Genomic DNA, 23,573 nt, shown 5'->3' with positions numbered 1-23,573 from the left:
GACCAACACAAGGCACCACCGCCGCCCAAGAACTACGGAGCGGACATTTCAACACTCATCCGCATGATCGAGGCAGGAGAGCTTTGATCCCGTTTCAACCCACTTTTACGAATAGCCGAAAAAACCCCTGGCTCTGACGAGACAGGGGTTTCAAGATGGTGCCGGAAAGAGGAATCGAACCCCCGACCTTCTCATTACGAATGAGCTGCTCTACCGACTGAGCTATTCCGGCGAAGCCTCATATTCTAGCAAAGCTCAGGCGGTCTTGTCGGCTTCCAGGTGGTACCGGGTCACGAGATCGACCTCGTTTTTCGAACCCAGGATCACGCTGACGCGCTGGTGCAACTGGGTCGGCACCACATCCAGGATGCGTTCGCGGCCGTTGGTGGCGGCGCCGCCGGCCTGTTCCACCAGCCAGCCCATGGGGTTGGCTTCGTACATCAGGCGCAGCTTGCCGGGCTTGTTCGGCTCGCGCTTGTCCCAGGGGTACATGAAGACGCCGCCGCGCGTGAGGATGCGGTGCACATCGGCCACCATGGAGGCGATCCAGCGCATGTTGAAGTCCTTGCCGCGCGGGCCTTCCTGGCCGGCCAGGCATTCGTCGATGTAGCGCTTGACCGGGGTGTCCCAGTGGCGCATGTTGCTCATGTTGATCGCGAATTCCTTGGTGTCTTCGGGAATCGTCACCTGGTCCTGCGTCAGCACCCAGGAGCCTTGCTCGCGGTCGAGCGTGAACATGGCCACGCCATCGCCCACGGTGAGCACCAGCGTGGTCTGCGGCCCGTAGACGCAGTAGCCGGCGGCGACCTGCTGGCGGCCCGGTTGCAGGAAGTCGGCTTCGCTGACGGGGTCGATGATCTTCGGGTCGTCGTGGCGTTTGCGCAGCACCGAGAAGATGGTGCCGATGCTGACGTTGACGTCGATGTTGGACGAGCCGTCGAGCGGATCGAACATCAGCAGGTATTCGCCCTGCGGGAAGCGGTTGGGCACCACGTAGATGCTGTCCATCTCCTCGGAGGCCATGGCCGCCAGGTGGCCGCCCCATTCGTTGGCTTCGATCAGCACTTCGTTGGCGATGATGTCCAGCTTTTTCTGGACCTCGCCCTGCACGTTTTCGGACTCGGCACTGCCCAGCACCTCGCCCAGCGCGCCCTTGTTGACGCTGATGGAAATGCGCTTGCAGGCGCGGGCCACCACCTCGATCAGCAGGCGCAGCTCGGGCGGGATGCGGCCGTGCGTGCGTTGTTGCTCGACCAGATAGCGGGTCAGGGAAATCTTGTTGCTCATGATCGGTGCCTTTGGGGGATCAGTCTGCCAGGGATCGGGTGACGACCTCGCGGACGTCATTGCTCAGGTCGGGCTTGGCGGCCACGCGGGCGATGGCTTCGCGGGCGGCGCTGCGGTAGGGTTCGGCCAGCTTTTTCCAGCGGTCCAGCGCGCGCGCCAGGCGGCTGGCCACCTGCGGGTTGAAGGTGTCGATTTCCAGCACGCGGTCGCTCCAGAACACATAGCCGGCGGCGTCTTCGCGGTGGAAGGCAGCCGGGTTGGCGTTGCAGTAGCTGAAGATCACGCTGCGGGCGCGGTTCGGGTTTTTGAGGTGGAAGTCCGGATGCGCCAGCAACTGGCGCACGGCTGGCAGCACATTGCCGCCACGGTCGGGCGCGCCGGCCTGCAGGGCGAACCATTTGTCCAGCACCAGCGCTTCGTTCTTGAACAGGGTGTGGAAGCGGGCGAGGGCGTCGCGGGCAAGCGCATGGCCGCTGACCACCAGGGCCGACAGGGCGTTGAAGCGGTCGGTCATGTTGTCGGCATCCTTGACGCGCTGGTAGGTTTTGCCCGGCCAGACGGTGTCGCCGCTGTCGCGCGCGGCCAGGCACAGCATGCCCAGCGCCAGGCCGGCCAGCGCACGCCGGCCGGTGCTGACGGGTTCCGGGCGATACGCGCCGTTGTCCTTGTGCTGTTCCCAGGCCCAGACCCAGTCGTCGAAGAGTGCGTTGGCCAGTTGCTGCCGCATGGTTTCGCGCACGGCGTGGATGCGCTGCGGGTCGACCACGTCGAGCTGTTCGGCGATGTAGCTTTCGGCCGGCAGGGTCAGTACCAGTTCCTTGAAGGCTGCGTCGAGCGCGGGGTGGCGCAGTACGCTGCGCATGGCGTCCAGAAAGGCGTTGTCCAGCGGCGCCGTGGGCGCCGGGCCTTCTGCACGGATGGCCGCGAGCGCGCGGCGCAAGGCGAGGCGCTGGCCGGCTTCCCAGCGGTTGAACGGGTCGCTGTCGTGGGCCAGCAGGTGCAGCAGGTGTGCGTCGCTCTGGGCCATGTCGAGCAGGACCGGCGCCGAGAAGCCCCGCAGCATCGAGGGCACGGGCTCGGTCGCCACGCCTTCGAAGGTGTAGCTGTGCTGGGGTTCGGTGAGCACCAGCAGGCGCGTGGTGCCGGCCGGGACGGTTTCCCCCGCCAGTTGCAGGGCCAGATCCTGGCCCTGGGCATCGAGCAGGCCCACCGCAACCGGGATCACGAAGGGCTGCTTTTCGGCCTGGCCGGGTGTCGCTTCGCAGGATTGCGACAGCGTCAACGTGTAGCGCTGGGTGGTGGCGTCGTAGTGGCCGCTGGCGTGCACGCGCGGCGTGCCGGCCTGGCTGTACCAGCGTTTGAACTGGGGCAGCAGGCGGGTCAGGTCGCTGTCGGGGTTGGCGTCGGCGATGGCCTGGGCGAAGTCGTCGCAGGTCACCGCCTGGCCGTCGTGGCGCTGGAAGTACAGGTCCATGCCGCGGCGGAAGCCCTCGCGGCCGACCAGGGTCTGCTGCATGCGCACGACCTCGGCGCCTTTTTCGTACACCGTGACGGTGTAGAAGTTGTTGATTTCGACGTAGCTGTCGGGTCGCACCGGGTGCGCCATGGGGCCGGCGTCTTCCGGGAACTGGGCGGTGCGCAGCACGCGCACGTCCTCGATGCGCTTGACCGCGCGCGCCGAGGGCGTGGCGCACAGGTCCATGCTGAATTCCTGGTCGCGGAAGACGGTGAGGCCTTCCTTGAGCGAGAGCTGGAACCAGTCGCGGCAGGTGACGCGATTGCCCGTCCAGTTGTGGAAGTATTCGTGCCCCACGACCGATTCGATGTTGGCGAAATCGGTGTCGGTGGCCGTGGCGCTGTTGGCCAGCACGTACTTCGTGTTGAAGATGTTCAGGCCCTTGTTCTCCATCGCGCCCATGTTGAAGTCGCTGGTAGCGACGATCATGAAACGCTCCAGGTCGAGCGGCAGACCGAAACGGGCTTCGTCCCAGATCACGCTGTGGATCAGCGAGTTCATGGCGTGCTCGGTCTTGTCCATGTCGCCCTGGCGCACATAGACCTGCAGCAGGTGTTCCTGGCCCGAACGGGCCCGCACGCGCTGTTCGCGCGCCACCAGGTTGCCCGCGACGAGGGCGAACAGGTAACACGGCTTCTTGTGCGGGTCGACCCATTTGGCGAAGTGGCGGCCCTCGTTGCCAGGCCCTGGCAGGTCACCCGATTCGACCAGGTTGCCATTGGACAGCAGCACCGGGTAGCGGGCCTTGTCGGCACGCAGGGTGACGGTGTAGCTGGCCATCACGTCCGGCCGGTCCAGGAAGTAGGTGATGCGGCGGAAACCTTCGGCTTCACACTGGGTGAAGAAGGTGCCCTGGCTCACATAGAGACCCATCAGCTGGGTGTTCTTCTCCGGGGCGCAGGTGGTGAAGATCTCGAGCTCGAAGGGTTCGTTGCCTTCGGGCAGGCTTTCCAGCACCAGGGTGCTGCCGTCCATCTTGAACGAACAACCCTGGCCGTTGACCAGCACGCGGGCGAGATTCAGGTCATCGCCATCCAGGCGCAGCGCCTGGGCGGGCACGTCCGGGTTGCGGCGCAGGCGCATCCGGTTGAGCACGCGGGTTTTGGCCGGGTCGAGATCGAAGATCAGTTCGACCGTATCGACCCAGTACGCGGGCGGGGTGTAGTCTTCGCGGCGGATCACCGTCGCGGGGCCCTGGGCCTCACGCAGTTGCGGCATGGTGCTTCTCCTGGTGTCGGGGTGCGGTCTTGGGTCAGACGCCCTGCTTGAGCGAGGCTTCGATGAAGACGTCGAGGTCGCCGTCCAGCACCTTCTGGGTGGCCGAGACTTCGACGTTGGTGCGCAGGTCTTTGATGCGGCTGTTGTCCAGCACGTAGCTGCGGATCTGGTGGCCCCAGCCCACATCGGTCTTGGTGTCTTCCAGCTTCTGCTGCTCCTCCATGCGCTTGCGCATTTCGTGGTCGTACAGGCGCGAGCGCAGGCGCTGCCAGGCCACGTCGCGGTTGCTGTGCTGGCTGCGGCCGTCCTGGCACTGCACGACGATGCCGGTCGGGATGTGCGTCAGGCGCACGGCCGAGTCGGTCTTGTTGATGTGCTGGCCACCGGCGCCGGAGGCGCGGTAGGTGTCGGTGCGCACGTCGGCCGGGTTGATGTTGATTTCGATGGAGTCATCGATCTCGGGGTAGACGAAGAGCGAGGCGAACGAGGTGTGGCGGCCGCCCGAGCTGTCGAACGGGCTCTTGCGCACCAGCCGGTGCACGCCGGTTTCGGTGCGCAGCAGGCCGTAGGCGTATTCGCCCTCGATCTTGATCGTGGCGCTCTTGATGCCGGCGGTGTCGCCGGGGGTTTCTTCCTCCACCGTGGCCTTGAAGCCCTTGCGCTCGGCGTAGCGCAGGTACTGGCGCAGCAGCATGCTGGCCCAGTCGCAGGCTTCGGTGCCACCGGCGCCGGCCTGGATGTCGACAAAGCAGCTCAGCGGATCGGCCGGGTTGTTGAACATCCGGCGGAATTCGAGTTGTTCGACCTCCGGGGCCAGCTTGGCGGCTTCGCCTTCGATGGTTTCCAGGCCGGCGTCATCGTTTTCGGCCGCCGACATCTCGAACAGTTCGGTGTTGTCGGTCAGCTCGCTGGTGAGCTTGTCGATGACCAGCACCACGCTTTCGAGGGAGCGTTTTTCCTTGCCCAGTTCCTGGGCGCGTTTGGGGTTGTCCCAGACGGTGGGGTCTTCCAGCGCGGCGTTGACCTCGCTGAGTTTCAGGGCCTTGGCATCGTAGTCAAAGATACCTCCGAAGCTCGGCCACCCGCTCGGTCAGGTCGGCCAGTTGGTTCTGCAGGGCGTTGAGGCGTTCGGCTTCCATGGTGTTCTCTCGCGTGTTCGGTGTGAGCGGACAGGGCCGCCAAACCCGCGATTTTCTCATGACCGCCAACGCGGCGGCTGTCGCTGGCGGCCCGATCCGCGACGACCGGTCGCGTCAGGCGAGGAAGTCGGCGATCAGGGCGGCCACCGCCGCGGGCTGGTCGTGGTGCAGCATGTGGCCGGCATCGGACACCCGCGCGTGGTGCACATCGGGCACGTGGGTCAGCCGTTCCTGGTACTGGTCCAGGGTGTAGCGCCCCTTCCACCATTGGCCCAGGCTGTCGTCGCTGGCCACGATCGACAGGGTGGGGGCGGTGATGCGGGCGTACACCGCCAGCGCTTCCGGCGTCTGGTAGAGGTGGGCGCTGGTCACCTTGTGTGCCGGGTCGCCCAGAATGCGCCAGCGCCCGTCCGGACCGGGCTCGGCCCAGTGCCGGGCCAGCCAGTCGGCTTTGTCCCGGGGCAGGCGGGGATTGGTCTTCATCAGCCGGCTGGCCACGCCTTCGGCGCTGTCGTAGTCCTTCAGGGCCATGTCACCCTGGCGCAGGGCCTTGAGCCCGTCCAGCCACTGGGCATAGCGCTCCGGGGCCTGGGCGGGCCGGGTTTCGGGCATGCCGAAACCCTCGAGGTTGACCAGCCGGCGCAGCCGCTGCGGGCGCACGCCGCCAAACATCATCGCGACGTTGCCGCCCATGCTGTGACCGACCAGATCGACCGGCACATCGGGTGAAAAGTGGTCGAGCAGCCCGTCGAGGTCGCCCAGGTAGTCAGGGAACCAGTAGGCGTCGGGGGCCGGCTCTGCGCGGGTCAGACCGAAGCCGCGCCAGTCGGGCGCGACGATCCAGCGGTCGTCGGGCAGGGCGTCGACGACGAACTGCCACGACGCCGAGACATCCATCCAGCCGTGCACCAGCACCAGGGGCGGCTGGCCCGCCTGGGGCTCGCCCCATTCGCGCACGTGGTATGGCAGGCCCCGCACGGGGACGAAGTGGCTGCGGGAAGGTCGTCGGACAGCGTACATGCGGCGGATCATAAAGACGCCGGCCCGCGGCGCGCGGGGCTGTGCGTCAATGCCGTGACAGCGTTGCGGGGAAAACTGCGCCGGGTCTGCGGGGATTTGTCGACCCGGCGTCTGCCGCACGCGGGTGGCTTCGTTACCATCGCTCCCCATGAGCACCTTTTCCACCGTCACGCTGGGCCAGAGCCCGCTGCAAGTTCCCGCCGTCTGCCTGGGCACCATGACCTTTGGCGAGCAGGTCGGCGAAGCCGATGCCCACCGCATTCTGGACCGCGCTCTGGAGCGCGGCGTGAATTTTCTGGACACTGCCGAGATGTACGCGGTGCCGACCAAGGCCGAAACCTGCGGCGCGACCGAAACCATCATCGGCCGCTGGTTTGCGAACAATCCCGGCGTGCGCGAGAAGGTGGTGCTGGCCACCAAGGTGGCAGGGCCGGCGCGTGGCATGTCCTGGCTGCGCAGCGAGGTGAGCAAGGCCGGCATCATCGAAGCCTGTGAAGGCAGCCTGCGGCGCCTGCAGACCGATGTGATCGACCTTTACCAGATTCATTGGCCAGCGCGCAACGTGCCCGCTTTTGGCGCGCTGTACTTCGACCCGGCCAAGGACAAGCCCGCGCCCTCCGTGTTGGCTCAACTTGAAGCGCTGGCCGAACTGGTGCAGGCCGGCAAGGTGCGCGCTGTGGGCCTGTCCAATGAAACCCCGTACGGGGTGCACGAATTCGTGCGCCTGGCCGAGCAGCATGGCCTGCCCCGGGTGGCGACGGTGCAGAACCCCTACTGCCTGATCAACCGCAGCTATGAAAACGGGCTGGACGAAACCTGCCACCGCCTGGGCGTGTCGCTGCTGGCGTATTCGCCGCTGGGTTTTGGCCTGCTGAGCGGCAAGTACGACGACACCGGGCTGGTGGGCGACCATGGCCGCATGGCGCTGTACGAGTCGATGCGCAAACAGCGTTGGGGGCGTCCTGAAGCCCTGGCGGCTTCCCGGCGCTACAACGCACTGGCGCGCGAGCACGGCCTGACGCCATCGCAACTGGCGCTGGCGTTCTGCTACCGCAACTGGCGCGTCGCCAGCACGATCATCGGCGTGACCTCGCTGGCGCAGCTGGACGAATGCCTCGACGCCTGGTCCGTGCAGTTGTCGCCCGACCTCCTCAAGGCCATCGACGCGATCCGCTGGGAAAGCCGCGACCCGGCCCAGTGAGTGCCCGTCCCCGCGCTGTCTGCGGCGTCATCGCCTCCCCAGGCGGCGATGCCAGCGGGCCGGCGGAGCCGGACCCACGACATCCTGGCCCAGCTAAGCGCCAGACCCGCCCACCGTACTGAAGCAGCCTGTATGGCCAAGAAGCCCCATGTCTCGGAGACACCGGCCACCGCCTGGCTCAAGGCGCATGGCGTGGCGTTCAGCGAACATCCTTACGAATACCTGGAGCACGGCGGTGCGCAGCACAGTGCGGCGGTGCTGGGCTTCGATCCTTTTGCGGTGGTCAAGACGCTGATCATGCAGGACGAGGCGGCCCGCCCGCTGGCCATCCTGATGCACGGCAACCGCACGGTGTCGACCAAGAACCTGGCGCGCCAGATCGGCGCCAAATCGGTCGAGCCGTGCAAGCCCGAGGTGGCGAACCGGCACAGCGGGTACCTGGTGGGGGGCACCTCGCCGTTCGGCCTCAGGCGCGCCATGCCGGCGTATGTGGAATCCACGGTGCTGGATTTGCCGAAAATCTGGATCAATGGCGGCCGCCGGGGCTTCCTGGTGGGCATCGATCCGGCTGTGCTGGCCGGGCCGCTGGGCGCGCGGCCGGTACAGTGCGCGCTGGCAGAATAGGGCGCGCTGGCAGAATAGGGCGCTTTGCCGGAGCGGGCGCCGCTTCGGGGCTCTCTCAGACACCCTCCAGACAAGGAAGCCACCTTGGAATCCCTTTATCCCGTTGCCGCCGTCGTCCTGGCGTACCTGATGGGCTCGCTGTCGTTCGCCGTGGTGGTCAGCCGCACCATGGGGCTGGCCGATCCGCGCACCTACGGCAGCAAGAACCCGGGGGCCACCAACGTGCTGCGCTCGGGCAGCAAGGCCGCCGCCGTGGTCACGCTGCTGCTGGACGCCCTCAAAGGCTGGCTGCCGGTGTTCGTCGTCAAGACCTGGGGTGAGGCCTGGGGGCTGGGCGATGGCACCGTGGCGCTGGTCGGGCTGGCGGCTTTCCTGGGGCATCTCTGGCCGGTGTTCTTCCGCTTCCAGGGCGGCAAGGGGGTGGCCACGGCCGCCGGGGTGATTCTGGGGTTTGATCCCTGGCTGGGGCTGGCCGCGCTGGCCACCTGGCTGATTGTGGCGTTCTTCTTCCGCTATTCGTCGCTGGCCTCCATCGTCACCGCGGTGTTTGCGCCCGCGTACTACCTGTTCGGCCGCCACGTGGCGTGGGACGCGCCCGGTACCCAGGTGCTGGCGCTGGCCGTCATGGGCCTGCTGCTGGTCTGGCGGCACGCCGAAAACATCAACCGCCTCATCGCCGGCACCGAAAGCCGGCTCGGATCGAAGAAAAAACCATGAGCCAGGACATTCAACGCATCGGCATGGCAGCCCGCTACAGCGAGGCTGCGGTTTTCAACGGCATCGTCTACCTGGCGGGCATGGTGCCCGAGCGGGGCGACACCGACATCCGCGGCCAGACGGAAGACGTGCTTGAACAGGTGGCGCAGCGCCTGCAGGAAGCGGGCAGCGACAAGTCGCGCATCCTGCGGGCGCAGATCTACCTGACCGACATCCGCGAGATCACCGTCATGAACGAGGTGTGGGACACCTGGGTGGTGCCGGGTGCGGCGCCGCCGCGGGCCACGGTGCAGGCCGCCCTGGCCAACCCGGCCTACCGGATCGAGATCGTGGTGACTGCCGCGCAGGCCTGATGCCGCCGTCCGGTGCGGCGGATCAGTAGCGTTTTTCCAGCGTGAGCTGGTCGGCGCTGCGCTGCATCTGGAAGCGGTTGAGAAAGGTGTTGCCCAGCAGCACATAGGGCATGGACTGCGGCGTGACCACGGCTTCCACGTCGTAAATCCGCACGTCGCCGATGCGCACCTGGTTCAGGCGCACCAAGTGCGCTGTGGCCGAGCCGTTGGCGGTACTGACCGCCACCCGCCGTCCTTGCTCGTAGGCCAGGCCGATGCGCCGGGCTTCTGCCTCGCTCAGCGCGATGGCGGTGGCACCGGTGTCCACCAGGAACTGCACCGCGCGGCCGTTGATCTGGCCCTGGGGCGCAAAGTGGCCGCGGGCGTCGGCGGTCAGCACGATGCGCTGGCCACCCGCGTCCGCAGCGCCGCTGCCGCCGACGCTGACCGGCGCATGACCGACCTGCAGGCTCTGCCGCCGGCCGGCCACCTCAATGATGGCGGCGCCGTCCTCGATCGCCACCAGCTTCACGCCCTGGTGCGTCTGGCCTGGTGCCAGGAATTTGGGCGCCGCGCCGTCCACCACCAGCAGCGCGCGGCTGCCGGAAATGCCCGACAGAGCGACCGACTGCGCCCAGGCGGCCGCAGGGGCTCCGCCCAGGAGGCCGAGCAGCGCACAGCCCAGGCTGCGCCGAAGTGCGGCGGGCCAGGTCGGCGCGATGCCCCGCCTGGCCGAAGGCGCCCGGCAGAGGGCGGCCACGCAGCGACGCAGGGGGTGGTTCACTCAATCGCGGAAGTTGTCGAAGGACAGCGGCAGGTCCTTCATGTCGCTGCGGATCAGCGCCATGGCCGCCTGCAGGTCGTCGCGCTTGGCGCCGGACACGCGCACCGCGTCGCCCTGGATGGCGGCCTGTACTTTCATCTTGCTGGCCTTGATGGCCTGCTGGATCTTCTTGGCGTCTTCGCTGGCAATGCCGTTCTTGACCTTGACCACCTGCTTGACCTTGTCGCCGCCCACCTTCTCGACCTTGCCGACGTCGAGGAAGCGCACGTCCACGCTGCGTTTGGTCATCTTGTTGCGCAGGATGTCCTCGACCTGCTGGAGCTGGAAGTCGGCATCGCCGAACAGGGTGATTTCCTTGTCCTTGAGTTCGATGCCGGCGCTGGTGCCCTTGAAGTCGAAACGGGTACCGATTTCCTTGGCCGTGTTTTCCACGGCGTTTTTCACTTCCACAAAATCGGCTTCGAGTTTGGTGTCGAAAGAAGGCATGAGGGATCGGGTTCTTCAGAGGGTGAATGAGACAATCCGGGCATGTTAGTCGAGAAACAGGTGCCCCTCCAGCCCTACAACAGCTTCGGCATCGCCGCGCGCGCGCAACGTTTTGCGCGCATCCGTGCCGAGGCCGATCTGCGCAGCCTGATGGCCCGGCCCGACTGGGCACTCACGCCGCGTTTCGTGCTCGGGGGCGGCAGCAACCTGGTGATCACCGGCGACATCAAGGCGCTGGTGCTGCGGGTCGAGATCGCGGGCCGGCGTCTGGTCGAGGAGAGTGAAAAAGGCTGGCTGGTCGAGGCGGGCGCCGGTGAGAACTGGCACGCTTTTGTCGCCTGGACGCTGGATCAGGGCTGGCCGGGCCTGGAAAACATGGCGCTGATTCCCGGCACCGTGGGGGCGGCGCCGGTGCAGAACATCGGCGCCTACGGGGTCGAGCTGCAGGACCGCTTCCACTCGCTGGACGCCATCGACCTGGTCAGCGGCGAGGCCTTCACGTTGGACGCCGCCCAGTGCGGATTCGGCTACCGCGATTCGGTGTTCAAACACATCGCGGCCGACAACCAGAGCTTCGGCCTGGCGGGGCGTGCGCTCATCACCCGCGTGCGCTTCTGGCTGCCCAAGCCCTGGAAGCCGGTGCTGGGCTACCTGGACCTGGAGCGCAAGATGGCCGAGACCGGCATCGCAGCCCCCGACGCGCGCCAGATCTTCGACTGGGTGGTCGCCATCCGCCGCGCCAAGCTGCCCGACCCGGCCGTCATCGGCAACGCCGGCAGCTTCTTCAAGAACCCCACCGTGACGCCCGAGCAGTGCGCCGACATCATCGCCCGCGACCCGAAGGTGGTGCACTACCCCATGGACGATGGCAGCGTGAAGCTGGCGGCGGGCTGGCTGATCGACGCCTGCGGCTGGAAGGGCAAGACCCTCGGCCACGCCGGGGTCTACGAAAAGCAGGCGCTGGTGCTGGTCAACAAAGGGGATGCCGAACACCCCTGCACCGGCGGCGAAGTCATGACCCTGGCCAAGGCCATCCAGACCAGCGTGTACGAACGCTTCGGTATCCGGCTGGAGCCGGAGCCGGTGGTCATCTGAACGGCATCCCGGCGGTGCCGCCGCTGTGGGGCCAGCGCGACAACCGGGGTGGATTCAGTCTGTTCTAAGGCGCGATCGGTGCAATCGCTCGCACCATGACCTTCGTTTCACGCCTTCGCCGTTCGCACTGGCTCTGGGTGCTGCTCTGCCTGGGGCTGAGCCTGTCCACCCTGCGGTGGGTGCAGGACGACAGCATCGTGGGCGACGCCACGCAGAACCTGAGCATCGCGTATTCGCTGTTCGAGCGGGGCGACTTCTCGCAGGACATGGGGCCGGCCCGCTTCACCCACAGCGTGCCCAGCGACTTCCGCGAGCCGGTGCCGCCCGCGCTGACCGCGGTCTGGCTGCGCGGGCTGCGTGCTTTCGGGGTGCCTTTCACCCTGGACTCGCTGCACCACGGTGAACACACACGCCTGGTGAAGACCGTCAACGTGGTCTGGGTGTTCGGGACGCTGCTGGCGGCCTGGTTGCTGGTGTGGCGCCTGACGCGGTCCCGGGCCTGGGCATTCGCCGCGGTGGTGCTGATCTGGCTGGGTTTTCTCAACAGCCCGGATACCGTCGATTCGCTCTACACCGAACTGCCCGCCGCCTGCGGCCTGCTGTGGCTGAGCTGGGCGCTGCTGCGTGCCGTGCAGCAGCGCGGCGGGCTGCCGTGGGCGCAGGCCGGGGTGGTGTTGGGCGTGTTGTGCCTGATCAAGGCCGTGTTTCTCTATCTGGTGCCGCTGTTGGCACTGCTGGCGGTGTTCGGGCAAGCGGCAGGGCGCTGGCGGCAGCGGCTGGTGTCCATGGCCCTGTTGGTGCTGGGGGCCTTGCTGGTGGTGCTGCCCTGGATGGCCCGCAATGCCGTGCAGATTGGCAGCTTCCAGCTCACGCAGGGCCGCAGTGGCTGGGTGCTTTACAAGCGGGCGATGCTCAATCAGATGAACGCCGACGAATACCGGCGGGCGTTCACGCTGTGGGGCCCCAACTTCTACCAGAGCGCGGTCAAGGGCAGTTCGCTGGCCATCGCCCCGCAGGACCTGCGCAGCCGCGACGGGGCCCTGCGCCGCCTCTACATCGGGCCGTCCGACTTCCAGGCCAGCGATTTCCAGGCCCAGGCGACTGGCAGGCCCGAGCAGGCGGTGACCTTCTACCGCCAGACCTCGGCGCGCTACATGCAGTTGCGCCACCAGTTTGAGGCGGCCGGCGCGGCGTTTCCCGATTACGCCGGCGACGCCACCATGCAGCGCGAAGCCTGGCAGATGATCCGTGCCCGCCCCTGGGCACACCTTCGGCTGGTGCCCCTGATGCTCTGGCGCGGGATGTGGTGTGTCTCGGCGCGCGGTGGCCTGCCGGGCTGGGCCGATGGCCCTGGCAAGACGGGGTTTTTCGAGGGGTTGAACCTGGCAGCGGTGCTGGCCCTGTTCGGTACGGGGCTGGCTGCCGTGGTGCGGCGCCGGCCCGACGGGCTGGCTCTGACGCTGCCCGCTCTGGGCATGCTCGGGGCCTACACGCTGCTGTCGCAGAACCTGCCGCGCTTTTTCGAGCCAGCGGTGCCCGTGATGCTGATCGTCTTGCTGCTGGGCATCCGGGCGGTGCGGCGATGGCGCCGCCCGGCGCCCGGGGTACCGGCTTAGCTGCCGGACTTGGTCTCGCCTTCCAGGCGCAGCATGCTCGCCCCGTCGCCCAGCGAGAGCAGGCCGGTCTGGGCGTAGATGCCCAGCTTGGCGCGTGTGTCGACGATGTCGAGGTTGCGCATGGTGAGCTGGCCGATGCGGTCGGCCGGACTGAACGGCGCGTCTTCCACCTTCTCCATCGATAGGCGCTCGGGCGCGTAGGTCAGGTTGGGCGATTCGGTGTTGAGGATGGAATAGTCGTTGCCGCGGCGCAGTTCCAGCGTCACTTCACCGGTCACGGCACGCGCCACCCAGCGCTGGGCGGTTTCGCGCAGCATGATGGCCTGCGGGTCGAACCAGCGGCCCTGGTAGAGGAGGCGACCCAGGCGCAGGCCGTTGATGCGGTACTGCTCGATGGTGTCCTCGTTGTGGATGCCGGTGACCAGGCGTTCGTAGGCGATGTGCAGCAGCGCCATGCCCGGGGCTTCGTAGATGCCGCGGCTCTTGGCTTCGATGATTCGGTTCTCGATCTGGTCGCTCATGCCCAGGCCGTGGCGGCCGCCGATTTCGTTGGCCTTGAGGAACATGTCCACCGGCGAGTCGAAGGTCTGGCCGTTGATGGCGACGGGCTGGCCTTCTTCGAAGCGGATGGTGATCTCTTCGGCCTTGACTTCGACCTCGGGCTTCCAGAACGCCACGCCCATGATGGGGTTGACGATGCGGATGCCCGAGTTCAGGTGCTCCAGGTCCTTGGCTTCGTGCGTGGCACCGAGCATGTTGCTGTCGGTGCTGTAGGCCTTCTCGACCGACATCTTGTAGTCGAAGCCGTTGGCGATCAGGAACTCGCTCATTTCCTTGCGGCCGCCCAGCTCATCGATGAAGCTCTGGTCCAGCCAGGGTTTGTAGATCTTGAGGCTGGGGTTGGTCAGCAGGCCGTAGCGGTAGAAGCGCTCGATGTCGTTGCCCTTGAAGGTGCTGCCGTCGCCCCAGATGTTGACGTCGTCTTCCTTCATCGCTGCCACCAGCATGGTGCCGGTCACGGCGCGGCCCAGCGGCGTGGTGTTGAAGTAAGTGATGCCGCCGGTGCTGATGTGGAAGGCGCCGCACTGGATGGCGGCGATGCCTTCGTGCGCCAGTTGCAGGCGGCAGTCGACCAGACGGGCCTTCTCGGCGCCATAGGCCATGGCCTTGCGCGGGATGTCGTCGTAGTCGGCCTCGTCAGGCTGGCCGAGGTTGGCGGTGTAGGCGTAGGGCAGGGCGCCTTTTTTCTTCATCCACAGCAGCGCGGCGGAGGTGTCCAGGCCGCCCGAGAAGGCGATGCCGACTTTTTGGCCCAACGGGAGTTTTTGCAGGATGGTGCTCATGATCTGGCGGGTGTGGCAGCGTGGGGCAGGGATCAGCCGTAGTGGCAGATGTAGTGGAAGGCCTCGGCCACGCGGATGTCGAAGCTGCTGTTGCCGGGCACCTTGAAAGCGTCACCGGGAACCACCGGGACCCAGGTGTCGGTGCCGGCGAGTTTGTATTCGCAGCCACCCGCCACACACTCCATGATTTCCGGTGCACCGGTGCCGAAGGTCAGGGTGGCGGGCAGGACGACGCCGACCGATTTTTTCGTGCCGTCGGGATAGGTGAGGCCGTGGCTGACACATTTGCCGTCGAAGTAGACGTTGGCCTGGGTGTTGACGGTCACGCCGGGGATCTGGGTGGTAGGCATTTGCAAGCAGGTGAAAAAGGGCAGGACAGCGGTATGGCAAAACCGCCATCCTGCAATTCTAGGGCGGCGGACGAGGCGGCCTTTCTGTCGCTCAGAGGCGGGATGTCCACGCGGCGCTGTCAAAACCCGCCGTGACCCGGCCATCGGCCCAGGCCACCACCGGTCGCTTGATGATGCTGGGGTGGGCGAGCAGCAGGCGCTTGGCGCTGGTGGCGTCGGTCACGGCAGTGCGATCGGCCTCGTCCAGGCCGCGCCAGGTGGTGCCGCGCCGGTTGACCAGGGTTTCCCAACCCAGGGCATCGAGCCAGCCGGTCAGGTCGGCCTCGGGGACACCCTGTTTCTTGAAGTCGTGAAACTGATGTGCGACGCCCTGTGCCGACAGCCAGGTGCGGGCTTTCTTGACGGTGTCGCAGTTCGGAATGCCGTAGACAGTGATCATGTGGCGATTGTCGGGGCAATGACCGCGGGCCGGCCAGCCCGGCGGGGGCGGTGGGACAATCACGGCCATGCAAGCGATTGATCTGCCTGACCACCCCCGCACCCTGTCCGACTGGCTGGCACATTGCGAACGCCAGCACCCGCAAGGCATCAGCGGGATCGAACTCGGGCTGGAGCGGGTGCAGCGCGTGGCCCGGCGTCTGGACCTGCGGCTGCCGATGCCCGTGATCACCGTGGCGGGCACCAATGGCAAGGGCTCGACCTGCGCCATGCTGGAGGCGATCTATACCCAGGCGGGCTACCGGACGGGCGTGTACACCTCGCCGCACCTGGTGCATTTCGAGGAGCGCTGCCGCGTCGAAGGCACGCCCGTGGCGGCCGACGCCCTGGTGCCGGCGTTTGCCGAGGTCGAGCAGGCGCGCCGCGGCCAGCCGGGCGACGATGGCGAAGGCGAGGTGTCGCTGACCTATTTCGAGTTCACCACGCTGGCCATCCTGCGCACGCTGCAACGCAGCGGCATCGATGTCGCGATCCTGGAGGTGGGGCTCGGGGGGCGGCTCGACGCGGTCAACATCATCGACCCGGACTGCGCCATCATCACCAGCATCGCGCTCGACCACATGGCGCTGCTGGGCAATGATCGCGAGGCCATCGGCTACGAAAAGGCCGGCATCATGCGCACCGGGCGGCCGGTGGTCGTCAGCGATCCGGCGGTGCCGCAGAGCGTGCTGGACCGGGCGATGGAGATCGGTGCCGATCTCTGGCGCATCGGCAAGGATTTCCATTTTGCGGGCGACCAGCAGCAGTGGGGCTGGGCCACGCACCCTTCGCGCGGCGGGCGGCGCTACAGCGGCATGGCCTACCCGGCGCTGCGCGGGGCCAACCAACTGGTCAACGCGGCGGGCGTGCTGGCTGCGATCGAGGTGTTGCGCGCGCAACTGCCCGTCACGGCGCAGGCGGTGCGCAACGGGCTCGCGCTGGTGGAGCTGCCCGGACGTTTCCAGATCGTGCCCGGCGCGCCCACCCTGGTGCTGGACGTGGCCCACAACCCGCATTCGGTGGCCGCATTAGCCGAAAACCTGGACGCGATGGGCTTCTACCCGACCACGCACGCGGTGTTCGGTGCCATGGCCGACAAAGATCTGGCGGCCATGCTGGCACGGATCGGCCCGCTGATCGACCGCTGGTACCCGACCGGTTTGCCCATTGCACGGGCCCTGAGTGCGGACGAACTCGCGACGCAACTGGCCGCCGGGGCGGCCGGCAAGGGCACGGTCGCTGGTACCCACGCCACGCCCCGGGATGCTCTGGCTGCGGCCGTGGCCGCCGCAGACCCGGCTGATAGAATCGTGGTCTTTGGTTCCTTCTACACCGTGGGTGGGGTGCTGCATGACGGCGTGCCCCGCCTGTCCGCGAAGCATCTGGCCGCCTGATCCTGTCGCGTTGCCGCCGCAGGGGTGGCAACCGGCCTCGCAGGCACACGGGTCAACCCATGTTCAAGTCCCGTTCCGGTCACCAGGGTCACCCGGCTGCGGCCCAGCCCCAGAGCATTGAAGCGGTGCGCCGCCGCGCACGGCACCGCCTGGTGGGCGCAGCCATTCTGGTGGTGCTCGGTGTGGTGGGTTTCCCCCTGCTGTTCGACACGCAGCCCCGCCCTTTGTCGGGCGACGTGCCCATCGTCATCCCCTCCCGCGACAGCGCGCCCGTGACGGCGAAACCGGAGACGGCTGCGGCCCCTCGCCCGGCCCCGGCCGAGCCGGTTGCCAAGGAGTCTTCACCGCCCGCCACCCCGCTGACCACCCAGGACAGCCTGGGCGACCGGGAAGAGGTGGTCGAGGCCCGGGCAGTGCCTGTGGCGCCCGAGCCCCCTCTGGCCAAGCCGGCGGCCCCCGCGGTGGCGGCCAAGACCCCGGTCAAGCCGGAGGCGCCGGCGGCCGGTACAGCGCGGGCCGATAACGCCGAGCGCGTGAAGGCCTTGCTGGAAGACCGGGCTGGCGCCGCCAAGCCTGGCGAAGCCGCCAATCTGCGTCTGGTGGTTCAGGTGGGGGCCTTCGCCGAAGCCGCCCGTGCCCAGGAAACCCGCCTGAAGCTCGAGCGCGCAGGCCTCAAGACCTATACCCATGTGGCCGAAACGCCAGACGGTCGGCGCACCCGTGTCCGCCTCGGCCCCTTTGCCTCGCGCGCCGAAGCCGAAAAGGCCGTGGCCCGGGTGAAAGCGCTGGGCCTGCCGGCGGCGATCCTGGTGCTGTGAGGCGCTGCAGCAGCACAGGCGCATGAATGTGACCGATTGGGCCTTGCTCGCGGTGCTGGGCTTGTCCGCGCTGCTGGGTCTGTGGCGGGGTTTGATGTACGAGGTGTTGTCCGTGGCCGGCTGGGTCGCTGCGTTCATCGTGGCCCAGGCTTGGGCCGCAACGGTGGGCGAATGGCTACCGATGGGCGGGGCTTCCCCGGCGCTGCGGCTGGCGGCAGGATTTGTGCTGCTGTTTGTGGCGGTGGCGTTTGCCGGTGGCCTGGTGGCCTGGCTGGTCAAGAAGCTGGTCGATTCGGTCGGGCTGCGGCCGGTTGATCGGGTGCTGGGTGGGGCCTTTGGCGTGCTGCGCGGGGCCGTGTTGCTGCTGGCGCTGGCGGTGGTGGTGCACATGACACCGCTGCGCGAGCAGACCTGGTGGCGGGATTCGATGGTGGCTGCCGAGCTTTCGGCCGCCTTGCTGGTGCTGCGCCCGCTGTTGCCCGATGGGCTCGCGCGCTACCTGGCATGAAGTTTCTGTGGTTTTGTCGTTGAGGATTCGAACATGTGTGGAATCGTGGGCGTGGTCAGCCAGGCGCCGGTCAATCAACTGATTTATGACGCGCTGCTGCTGTTGCAGCACCGTGGCCAGGATGCGGCGGGCATCGTCACGCAGCAGGGGCGCAAGTTCTACATGCACAAGGCCAAGGGCATGGTGCGCGACGTGTTTCGCACGCGCAACATGCGCGCACTGCCTGGCAACGCGGGTCTGGGGCAGGTGCGCTACCCGACGGCGGGCAACGCTTTCAGCGAAGAAGAGGCCCAGCCTTTCTACGTGAATGCGCCTTACGGCATCGTGCTGGTGCACAACGGCAACCTGACCAACGCCAAGGCGCTCAAGCAGGAGCTGTTCCAGACCGATCACCGCCACATCAACACCGAAAGCGACTCCGAGGTGTTGCTCAACGTGCTGGCGCATGAACTCGAAAAAGTCACGCGCGGCGGCACGCTCAAGCCGGCCGACGTGTTCGCTGCCGTGCGCGGCGTGCACCAGCGGGTCAAAGGCTCGTACGCGGTGATCGCGCTGATCGCCGGCCATGGCCTGCTGGCGTTTCGCGATCCGTTCGGCATCCGGCCACTGTGCATCGGTCGCAGCCCGGCCGGCGTGATGGTGGCCAGCGAGTCGGTGACCCTGGAAGGCACCGGCTTCGATGTCGAGCGCGCCGTGCAGCCCGGTGAGGCGGTGTTCGTCGACCTCGAAGGGCAGGTGCAGTTTGCGCCGTGTGCCGACAACGTGCGCCACCACCCCTGCATCTTTGAATACGTCTACCTGGCGCGGCCCGATTCCGTGCTGGACGGCATTTCGGTCTACCAGGCGCGGCTGAACCTGGGCAAGACACTGGCCAAGCGGGTCATCTCCACCGTGCCGCCCAAGGACATCGACGTGGTGATCCCGATCCCTGAGTCCTCGCGTCCCAGCGCCATGGAACTGGCACAACTGCTGGGTCTGCCGTACCGGGAAGGCTTCGTGAAGAACCGCTATGTGGGGCGAACCTTCATCATGCCCGGCCAGGGCGTGCGCAAGAAGTCGGTGCGCCAAAAGCTCAATGTGATCGCCAGCGAGTTCAAGGGCCGCAACGTGCTGCTGGTGGACGACTCCATCGTGCGGGGCACCACGTCCAAGGAAATCGTGCAGATGGCCCGCGACGCCGGAGCGGCCAAGGTCTACATGGCCAGTGCCGCGCCGCCCGTGCGCTACCCGAACGTCTACGGTATCGACATGCCCACGCCGCAGGAACTGGTGGCCCACGGTCGCACCGTCGAAGAGATCCGCGAACTGATCGGCTGCGACGCGCTGATCTATCAGGACGTCGATGCGATGAAGCAGGCCATCGGCTCGCTCAATCCGGATCTGGCCGGTTTTGACGCTTCGTGCTTCGATGGCGTCTACGTCACCGGGGACATCACGGCCGAAGACATCGCCCGCCTCAACCAGGGGCGTGACCAGTCCGGTGAAGACACCGAAGACACTTCGCGTCTCGCCCTGCCGAACGCCGAAGTGGCCTGACCGGGCACACCCATGTCTTCCGATCTGAACCCTTCCGATACCACCCCGTTGCACCGCGAAACCCAGGCCGTGCGCGCGGCCGTGGCGCGCAGCCAGTACGGCGAAAACTCCGAAGCGCTGTACCTCACCAGCGGTTACGTACAGCCCAGTGCCGAAGCCGCTGCCCGCCGCTTCAACGGCGACGAGGACGGCTTCACCTACGGCCGCTACGGCAACCCCACGGTGACCAGTTTCGAGCAGCGCCTGGCCGCGCTCGAAGGCGCGCCGGCCTGCATCTCCACGGCCTCGGGCATGTCGGCCATCCTCATGATGTGTCTGGGTCTGCTCAAAGCGGGTGACCACGTGCTGTGCTCGCAGTCCATGTTCGGCTCGACCATCAAGCTGATCGGCAGCGACCTGGCCAAGTTCGGCGTCGAGTCGAGCTTCGTCCCGCAGACCGACTTGTCGGCCTGGAAGGGCGCTGTACGCGCGAACACCCGGCTGCTGTTTGCCGAGACGCCGACCAACCCGCTGACCGACGTCTGCGACATCCGCGCCTTGGCCGATCTGGCACACAGCAGCGGGGCCTTGCTGGCTGTCGACAACTGCTTTGCGACGCCGGCTTTGCAACGGCCGATGAGCCTCGGTGCCGACATCGTCATGCACTCGGGCACCAAGTATCTCGACGGCCAGGGACGCGTGATGGCAGGTGCGCTGTGTGCCAGCGAAGCCCTGGTCAACAAGACCTTCCTGCCGGTGCTCAAGAGCAGCGGCATGACGCTCGCCCCTTTCAACGCCTGGGTTGTCCTCAAGGGCCTGGAGACGCTGGAGCTGCGTATGCGTGCGCAGTCGACGCAGGCGCTGGCACTGGCCCAGTGGCTGGAAGCGCATCCGGCCGTGGCGCGCGTGTTCTACCCTGGCCTGTCCAGCCATCAACAGCATGAGCTGGCACTGGCGCAGATGGGGGGGCTCGGCGGTGCTGTGCTGTCCTTCGAGGTGAAGGCCTCCGATGCCGACCAGGCCCGTCAGCGCGCATTTCACGTGCTCGATGCGATGCAGGTGCTTTCGCTCTCGACCAACCTCGGCGACACCAAGACCCTTTGCGCCCATCCGGCCAGCACCTCGCACGGCCGCCTGACCGAAGTCCAGCGCCAGGCCGCCGGTGTGCGCCAGGGCCTGATCCGGGTCGCCGTGGGCCTGGAACACCTCGACGACATCCGGGCCGACCTCGATCGCGGCCTGTCCAGCCTGTAACCCGTTCTCCTATGACCGTCCGTACCCGATTCGCGCCGTCGCCCACCGGCTTCATTCACCTGGGCAACATCCGTTCCGCGCTCTATCCCTGGGCTTTTGCCCGGGCGAGCCAGGGCACCTTCATCCTGCGCATCGAAGACACCGACCTGGAGCGTTCGACCCAGGCGGCGGTCGACGTGATCATCGAAGGCATGAAGTGGCTGGGCCTGGATCACGACGAAGGGCCGTTCTACCAGATGCAGCGCATGGACCGCTACAAGGCCGTGCTGGCCGACATGCAGGCCCAGGGGCTGGTTTACCCCTGCTACATGAGCGTGGAAGAGCTGGACGCGCTGCGCGAACGCCAGATGGCCAACAAGGAAAAGCCACGCTACGACGGCACCTGGCGTCCCGAACCGGGCAAGGTGCTGCCGCCGGTGCCCGAAGGCATCAAACCCGTGCTGCGCTTCAAAAACCCGCAGGGCGGCTCGGTGGTCTGGGAAGACAAGGTCAAGGGCCGTGTCGAGTTCAGCAACGACGAACTGGATGACCTGGTGATCGCGCGCCCCGACGGTACGCCGACCTACAACTTCTGCGTGGTGGTGGATGACATCGACATGGCGATCACCCACGTCATCCGTGGCGATGACCACGTCAACAACACGCCGCGCCAGATCAACATCTTCCGTGCCCTGGGCAAGGAGCCGCCGGTCTACGCCCACCTGCCCACCGTGCTCAACGAGCAGGGCGAGAAGATGAGCAAGCGCAACGGCGCCAAGCCGGTGACGCAGTACCGCGACGAAGGCTACTTGCCCGACGCGATGGTGAACTACCTGGCCCGCCTGGGCTGGAGCCACGGCGACGATGAGATTTTCAGCCGCGAGCAGTTCCTGCAGTGGTTCAACCTCGACCATCTGGGCAGCAGCGCTGGACGCTTTGATGAGGCCAAGCTGCGCTGGGTCAACGCCCAGCACCTCAAGGCCATGGACAACACCGAACTGGCTACACTTGCCGCAGAACAGCTGACCCGGCGGGGGATCGCGTCCGATGACCGCCTGAGCGCCCTGTGCGGCTTGTACAAGGACCGCTGCGACACCACGGTGGCACTGGCCGACTGGCTGGCACCCCATTACGCCGATGTGGCGCCGAAGGCCGAGGATCTGGCCCAGCACGTGACGGAGGCGGTCAGGCCGGCGATTGCTGCCTTGGCGGAGCGACTGGTCAATGTCAATTGGGACAAGGCATCGATCGCCGCCGCGCTCAAGGAGACGCTGGCGCAGTTCTCACTGAAGATGCCCCAACTGGCGATGCCGGTGCGGGTGCTGGTGATGGGCACACCCCAAACGCCTTCGCTCGACGCGGTGCTGGAACTGCACGATCGCGAAAAAATTTTGGAGCGCTTGCGGAAAGCGTAAAAAAGCCTCTATAATTTGAGGCTCGCTAGGTTGCAACGAAATACTGTTTTGAAGCAATGCTTGTTGGGGGTATAGCTCAGCTGGGAGAGCGCTTGCATGGCATGCAAGAGGTCAGCGGTTCGATCCCGCTTACCTCCACCAACAAACTGCAAAGAAAACACTGTTTTTGATGCTAGAATGCGAGGCTTCGGTAAAACGAAGCGCCGAATAAAAATTCGGAGCCGTCCAGGTTTTGACCCTATCGTCTAGAGGCCTAGGACATCACCCTTTCACGGTGAGTACCGGGGTTCGAATCCCCGTAGGGTCGCCAAGTCTGTAGCGCTTGGGTTGTCGCAAGGCACCAAAGCTACCTGCCAGGAGTGGTAGTTCAGTTGGTTAGAATACCGGCCTGTCACGCCGGGGGTCGCGGGTTCGAGCCCCGTCCACTCCGCCAGACACTCAAACGGGTTGCAGCGCAAGCTGCAACCCGTTTATTTTTGGCGCTTCTGTTCGGCAGGAAACCGATCGCCTCGCCACGAAGCCGACGTTTTTCCGTGCCACTCAGTGGTTTCGCTGCCAGCGAACAAGCCCCATCGAGAGGGCGGTGCCGCAAACAATGATGATCCCGCAGCCCAGCATCCAGGCTGTGATGGTTTCTTGAAGAAATGCGGCCCCATAAAACAACGCAAAGACCGGGATCATGAAGGTCACGGTCAAGGCTTTGCTGGCGCCTGCTTGCTCGATGAGGTGGAAAAACAGGATGTAGGCCAGTGCTGTGCAGAGCAGCCCGACGGCCACCATGGCCCACCACGCGCCAGCGCTGACCGGCGCAGAAGGCCAGAACCAGGCCATGGGCAGGGCAAGCCCCAGCGTGGCGCCGATCTGGCTGCCGGTGGCGGTCGCGAGTGGGTGCACACCTTGCAGGTATTTGCGCGCACAACTGGCGCCGATGCCATAACAGAGCGTGGCCGCCATCACGGCGCCCATGGCGATCAGCGGCATCGTGGAGGGCGTATCCATGGAAAGTCCGGAAGCATCGACCCCGGATTTGCCCATCACCAGCAACGCGACACCGGCGAAACCGATGACGAGGCCGAGAGTGCGGCTGGCGCCGGGGCGCTCGCCGAGCCAGAGCCAGGCAACGAGGGCACCGGTCATGGGCACCGTGGCGTTGAGGATGGCCGTGAGGCCGGTGGGAATGTGGACGACCGCGAAGGCGAAAAGCGCAAAAGGCATGGCCGAATTGAGCAGGCCGACCAGCAAAATGGGCCGCGCATGGCGGCGCAAGTCGGTCCAGACGCCGCGGACCAGCAATGTCGGGAGCAGGAAGAGCGCGGCCAGGCCCACACGCAGTCCGGCGGTGGGAATGGCGCCAAATTCGGCCGCACCCAGGCGCATGAACAGGAAAGAGGCGCCCCAGAGGGCAGCGAGGAGCACAAACTCGCCCAACAAAGTGATCGACATGGTGGAGTGGGGCCGGTTCAGGGCGGGTGATGTGGTGGGGCG

Annotated in this window: 22 protein-coding genes and 4 tRNA genes; 15 read left to right on the top strand and 11 right to left on the bottom strand. The window is 66.5% G+C overall.

The features are described from left to right. Window positions 1-156 precede the first annotated feature (156 nt). The 5 genes from L0977_RS20885 to L0977_RS20865 all read right to left on the bottom strand — a co-directional run bounded on the left by L0977_RS20885 (window position 157) and on the right by L0977_RS20865 (window position 6,180). Window positions 157-232, bottom strand: a tRNA-Thr gene (locus L0977_RS20885). Window positions 233-255: 23 nt separating this feature from the next. After that, the gene (locus L0977_RS20880) at window positions 256-1,287 is read right to left on the bottom strand and encodes a class 1 fructose-bisphosphatase (protein ID WP_234266793.1); all 1,032 of its coding nucleotides are present in this window, start codon (window positions 1,285-1,287) and stop codon (window positions 256-258) included. Window positions 1,288-1,306: 19 nt separating this feature from the next. Then, entirely contained in the window at window positions 1,307-4,021 is a 2,715-nt protein-coding gene (gene pepN / locus L0977_RS20875; protein WP_234266792.1) for an aminopeptidase N, read from the bottom strand. A gap of 34 nt (window positions 4,022-4,055) precedes the next feature. Further along, window positions 4,056-5,160, bottom strand: a protein-coding gene (gene prfB, locus L0977_RS20870; RefSeq protein ID WP_234266791.1) for a peptide chain release factor 2 whose coding sequence is annotated in 2 segments (ribosomal slippage) — window positions 4,056-5,078 and window positions 5,080-5,160 — 1,104 coding nt in all. Because the reading frame shifts where the segments join, the coding sequence is not laid out codon by codon here. 114 nt (window positions 5,161-5,274) lie between these two features. Continuing rightward, entirely contained in the window at window positions 5,275-6,180 is a 906-nt protein-coding gene (locus tag L0977_RS20865) for an alpha/beta fold hydrolase (RefSeq protein WP_234266790.1), read from the bottom strand. A 148-nt stretch (window positions 6,181-6,328) separates the two neighbouring features. Here L0977_RS20865 and L0977_RS20860 point away from each other — a divergent pair, with 148 nt between their 5' ends. From L0977_RS20860 to L0977_RS20845, 4 genes are all read left to right on the top strand, one after another. Further along, window positions 6,329-7,381, top strand: coding sequence for an aldo/keto reductase (locus L0977_RS20860; protein WP_234266789.1), 1,053 nt, complete (start codon window positions 6,329-6,331; stop codon window positions 7,379-7,381). A 132-nt stretch (window positions 7,382-7,513) separates the two neighbouring features. Continuing rightward, complete coding sequence (locus L0977_RS20855; protein ID WP_234266788.1) at window positions 7,514-8,005, top strand: aminoacyl-tRNA deacylase; 492 nt, start codon at window positions 7,514-7,516, stop codon at window positions 8,003-8,005. A gap of 84 nt (window positions 8,006-8,089) precedes the next feature. Continuing rightward, window positions 8,090-8,722: a glycerol-3-phosphate 1-O-acyltransferase PlsY gene (gene plsY, locus L0977_RS20850; protein WP_234266787.1), complete on the top strand. Its 633-nt coding sequence runs from the start codon at window positions 8,090-8,092 to the stop codon at window positions 8,720-8,722. Then, on the top strand, window positions 8,719-9,075 hold the full coding sequence (locus tag L0977_RS20845) for a RidA family protein (protein WP_234266786.1): 357 nt from the start codon (window positions 8,719-8,721) through the stop codon (window positions 9,073-9,075). Before plsY ends, L0977_RS20845 begins: the two co-directional genes overlap by 4 nt. 22 nt (window positions 9,076-9,097) lie before the next feature. Here L0977_RS20845 and L0977_RS20840 read toward each other — a convergent pair whose 3' ends face one another. Continuing rightward, a complete protein-coding gene (locus L0977_RS20840) occupies window positions 9,098-9,838 on the bottom strand; it encodes a retropepsin-like aspartic protease family protein (protein ID WP_326491093.1) in 741 nt (246 codons plus the stop codon). After that, window positions 9,839-10,324: a YajQ family cyclic di-GMP-binding protein gene (locus tag L0977_RS20835; RefSeq protein WP_234266785.1), complete on the bottom strand. Its 486-nt coding sequence runs from the start codon at window positions 10,322-10,324 to the stop codon at window positions 9,839-9,841. It abuts the gene before it with no gap. A gap of 42 nt (window positions 10,325-10,366) precedes the next feature. Here L0977_RS20835 and murB point away from each other — a divergent pair, with 42 nt between their 5' ends. Together murB and L0977_RS20825 are read left to right on the top strand one after the other, a co-directional pair. Then, entirely contained in the window at window positions 10,367-11,419 is a 1,053-nt protein-coding gene (murB, locus tag L0977_RS20830) for a UDP-N-acetylmuramate dehydrogenase (protein ID WP_234266784.1), read from the top strand. 95 nt (window positions 11,420-11,514) lie between these two features. Next, window positions 11,515-13,035 carry a hypothetical protein gene (locus L0977_RS20825; protein ID WP_234266783.1) on the top strand — a complete coding sequence of 507 codons (1,521 nt, stop codon included), beginning with the start codon at window positions 11,515-11,517 and terminating at the stop codon, window positions 13,033-13,035. On the opposite strand, the gene argG is transcribed toward L0977_RS20825, so the two are convergent. The 3 genes from argG to L0977_RS20810 form a co-directional block, all read right to left on the bottom strand. Further along, window positions 13,032-14,378 carry an argininosuccinate synthase gene (argG, locus tag L0977_RS20820; RefSeq protein ID WP_234266782.1) on the bottom strand — a complete coding sequence of 449 codons (1,347 nt, stop codon included), beginning with the start codon at window positions 14,376-14,378 and terminating at the stop codon, window positions 13,032-13,034. The two genes, L0977_RS20825 and argG, sit on opposite strands and share 4 nt — an antisense overlap. A gap of 32 nt (window positions 14,379-14,410) precedes the next feature. After that, on the bottom strand, window positions 14,411-14,728 hold the full coding sequence (ppnP, locus tag L0977_RS20815) for a pyrimidine/purine nucleoside phosphorylase (RefSeq protein ID WP_234266781.1): 318 nt from the start codon (window positions 14,726-14,728) through the stop codon (window positions 14,411-14,413). Between the two features lie 91 nt (window positions 14,729-14,819). Next, on the bottom strand, window positions 14,820-15,167 hold the full coding sequence (locus tag L0977_RS20810; protein WP_234266780.1) for an ArsC family reductase: 348 nt from the start codon (window positions 15,165-15,167) through the stop codon (window positions 14,820-14,822). A gap of 67 nt (window positions 15,168-15,234) precedes the next feature. Here L0977_RS20810 and folC point away from each other — a divergent pair, with 67 nt between their 5' ends. From folC to L0977_RS20765, 9 genes are all read left to right on the top strand, one after another. Further along, window positions 15,235-16,599 (top strand): bifunctional tetrahydrofolate synthase/dihydrofolate synthase, encoded by a 1,365-nt coding sequence (gene folC, locus L0977_RS20805; protein ID WP_234266779.1) that lies wholly within the window; start codon window positions 15,235-15,237, stop codon window positions 16,597-16,599. Window positions 16,600-16,658: 59 nt separating this feature from the next. After that, a complete protein-coding gene (locus L0977_RS20800; protein WP_234266778.1) occupies window positions 16,659-17,417 on the top strand; it encodes an SPOR domain-containing protein in 759 nt (252 codons plus the stop codon). Between the two features lie 22 nt (window positions 17,418-17,439). Then, entirely contained in the window at window positions 17,440-17,925 is a 486-nt protein-coding gene (locus L0977_RS20795) for a CvpA family protein (protein WP_234266777.1), read from the top strand. A 33-nt stretch (window positions 17,926-17,958) separates the two neighbouring features. Next, complete coding sequence (purF, locus tag L0977_RS20790) at window positions 17,959-19,461, top strand: amidophosphoribosyltransferase (protein WP_234266776.1); 1,503 nt, start codon at window positions 17,959-17,961, stop codon at window positions 19,459-19,461. A gap of 12 nt (window positions 19,462-19,473) precedes the next feature. After that, on the top strand, window positions 19,474-20,694 hold the full coding sequence (locus tag L0977_RS20785) for an O-succinylhomoserine sulfhydrylase (RefSeq protein WP_234266775.1): 1,221 nt from the start codon (window positions 19,474-19,476) through the stop codon (window positions 20,692-20,694). Between the two features lie 11 nt (window positions 20,695-20,705). Further along, window positions 20,706-22,088 (top strand): glutamate--tRNA ligase, encoded by a 1,383-nt coding sequence (gltX, locus tag L0977_RS20780; protein WP_234266774.1) that lies wholly within the window; start codon window positions 20,706-20,708, stop codon window positions 22,086-22,088. A gap of 65 nt (window positions 22,089-22,153) precedes the next feature. Then, a tRNA-Ala gene (locus L0977_RS20775) sits at window positions 22,154-22,229 on the top strand. A gap of 93 nt (window positions 22,230-22,322) precedes the next feature. After that, window positions 22,323-22,398: transfer RNA gene (locus L0977_RS20770), tRNA-Glu, on the top strand. A gap of 46 nt (window positions 22,399-22,444) precedes the next feature. Further along, window positions 22,445-22,521 (top strand) — tRNA-Asp (locus tag L0977_RS20765). A gap of 107 nt (window positions 22,522-22,628) precedes the next feature. Here the strand turns inward: L0977_RS20765 and L0977_RS20760 are convergent. Further along, window positions 22,629-23,531 (bottom strand): DMT family transporter, encoded by a 903-nt coding sequence (locus L0977_RS20760; RefSeq protein WP_234266773.1) that lies wholly within the window; start codon window positions 23,529-23,531, stop codon window positions 22,629-22,631. Window positions 23,532-23,573: the final 42 nt, after the last annotated feature.

The organism is Hydrogenophaga sp. NFH-34, from assembly GCF_021401345.1.
GTDB classification, from domain to species: domain Bacteria; phylum Pseudomonadota; class Gammaproteobacteria; order Burkholderiales; family Burkholderiaceae_C; genus Hydrogenophaga; species Hydrogenophaga electricum.
The sequence above is the reverse complement of the archived record's forward strand: the minus strand, read 5'-3'. Positions and strand labels throughout refer to the sequence as shown.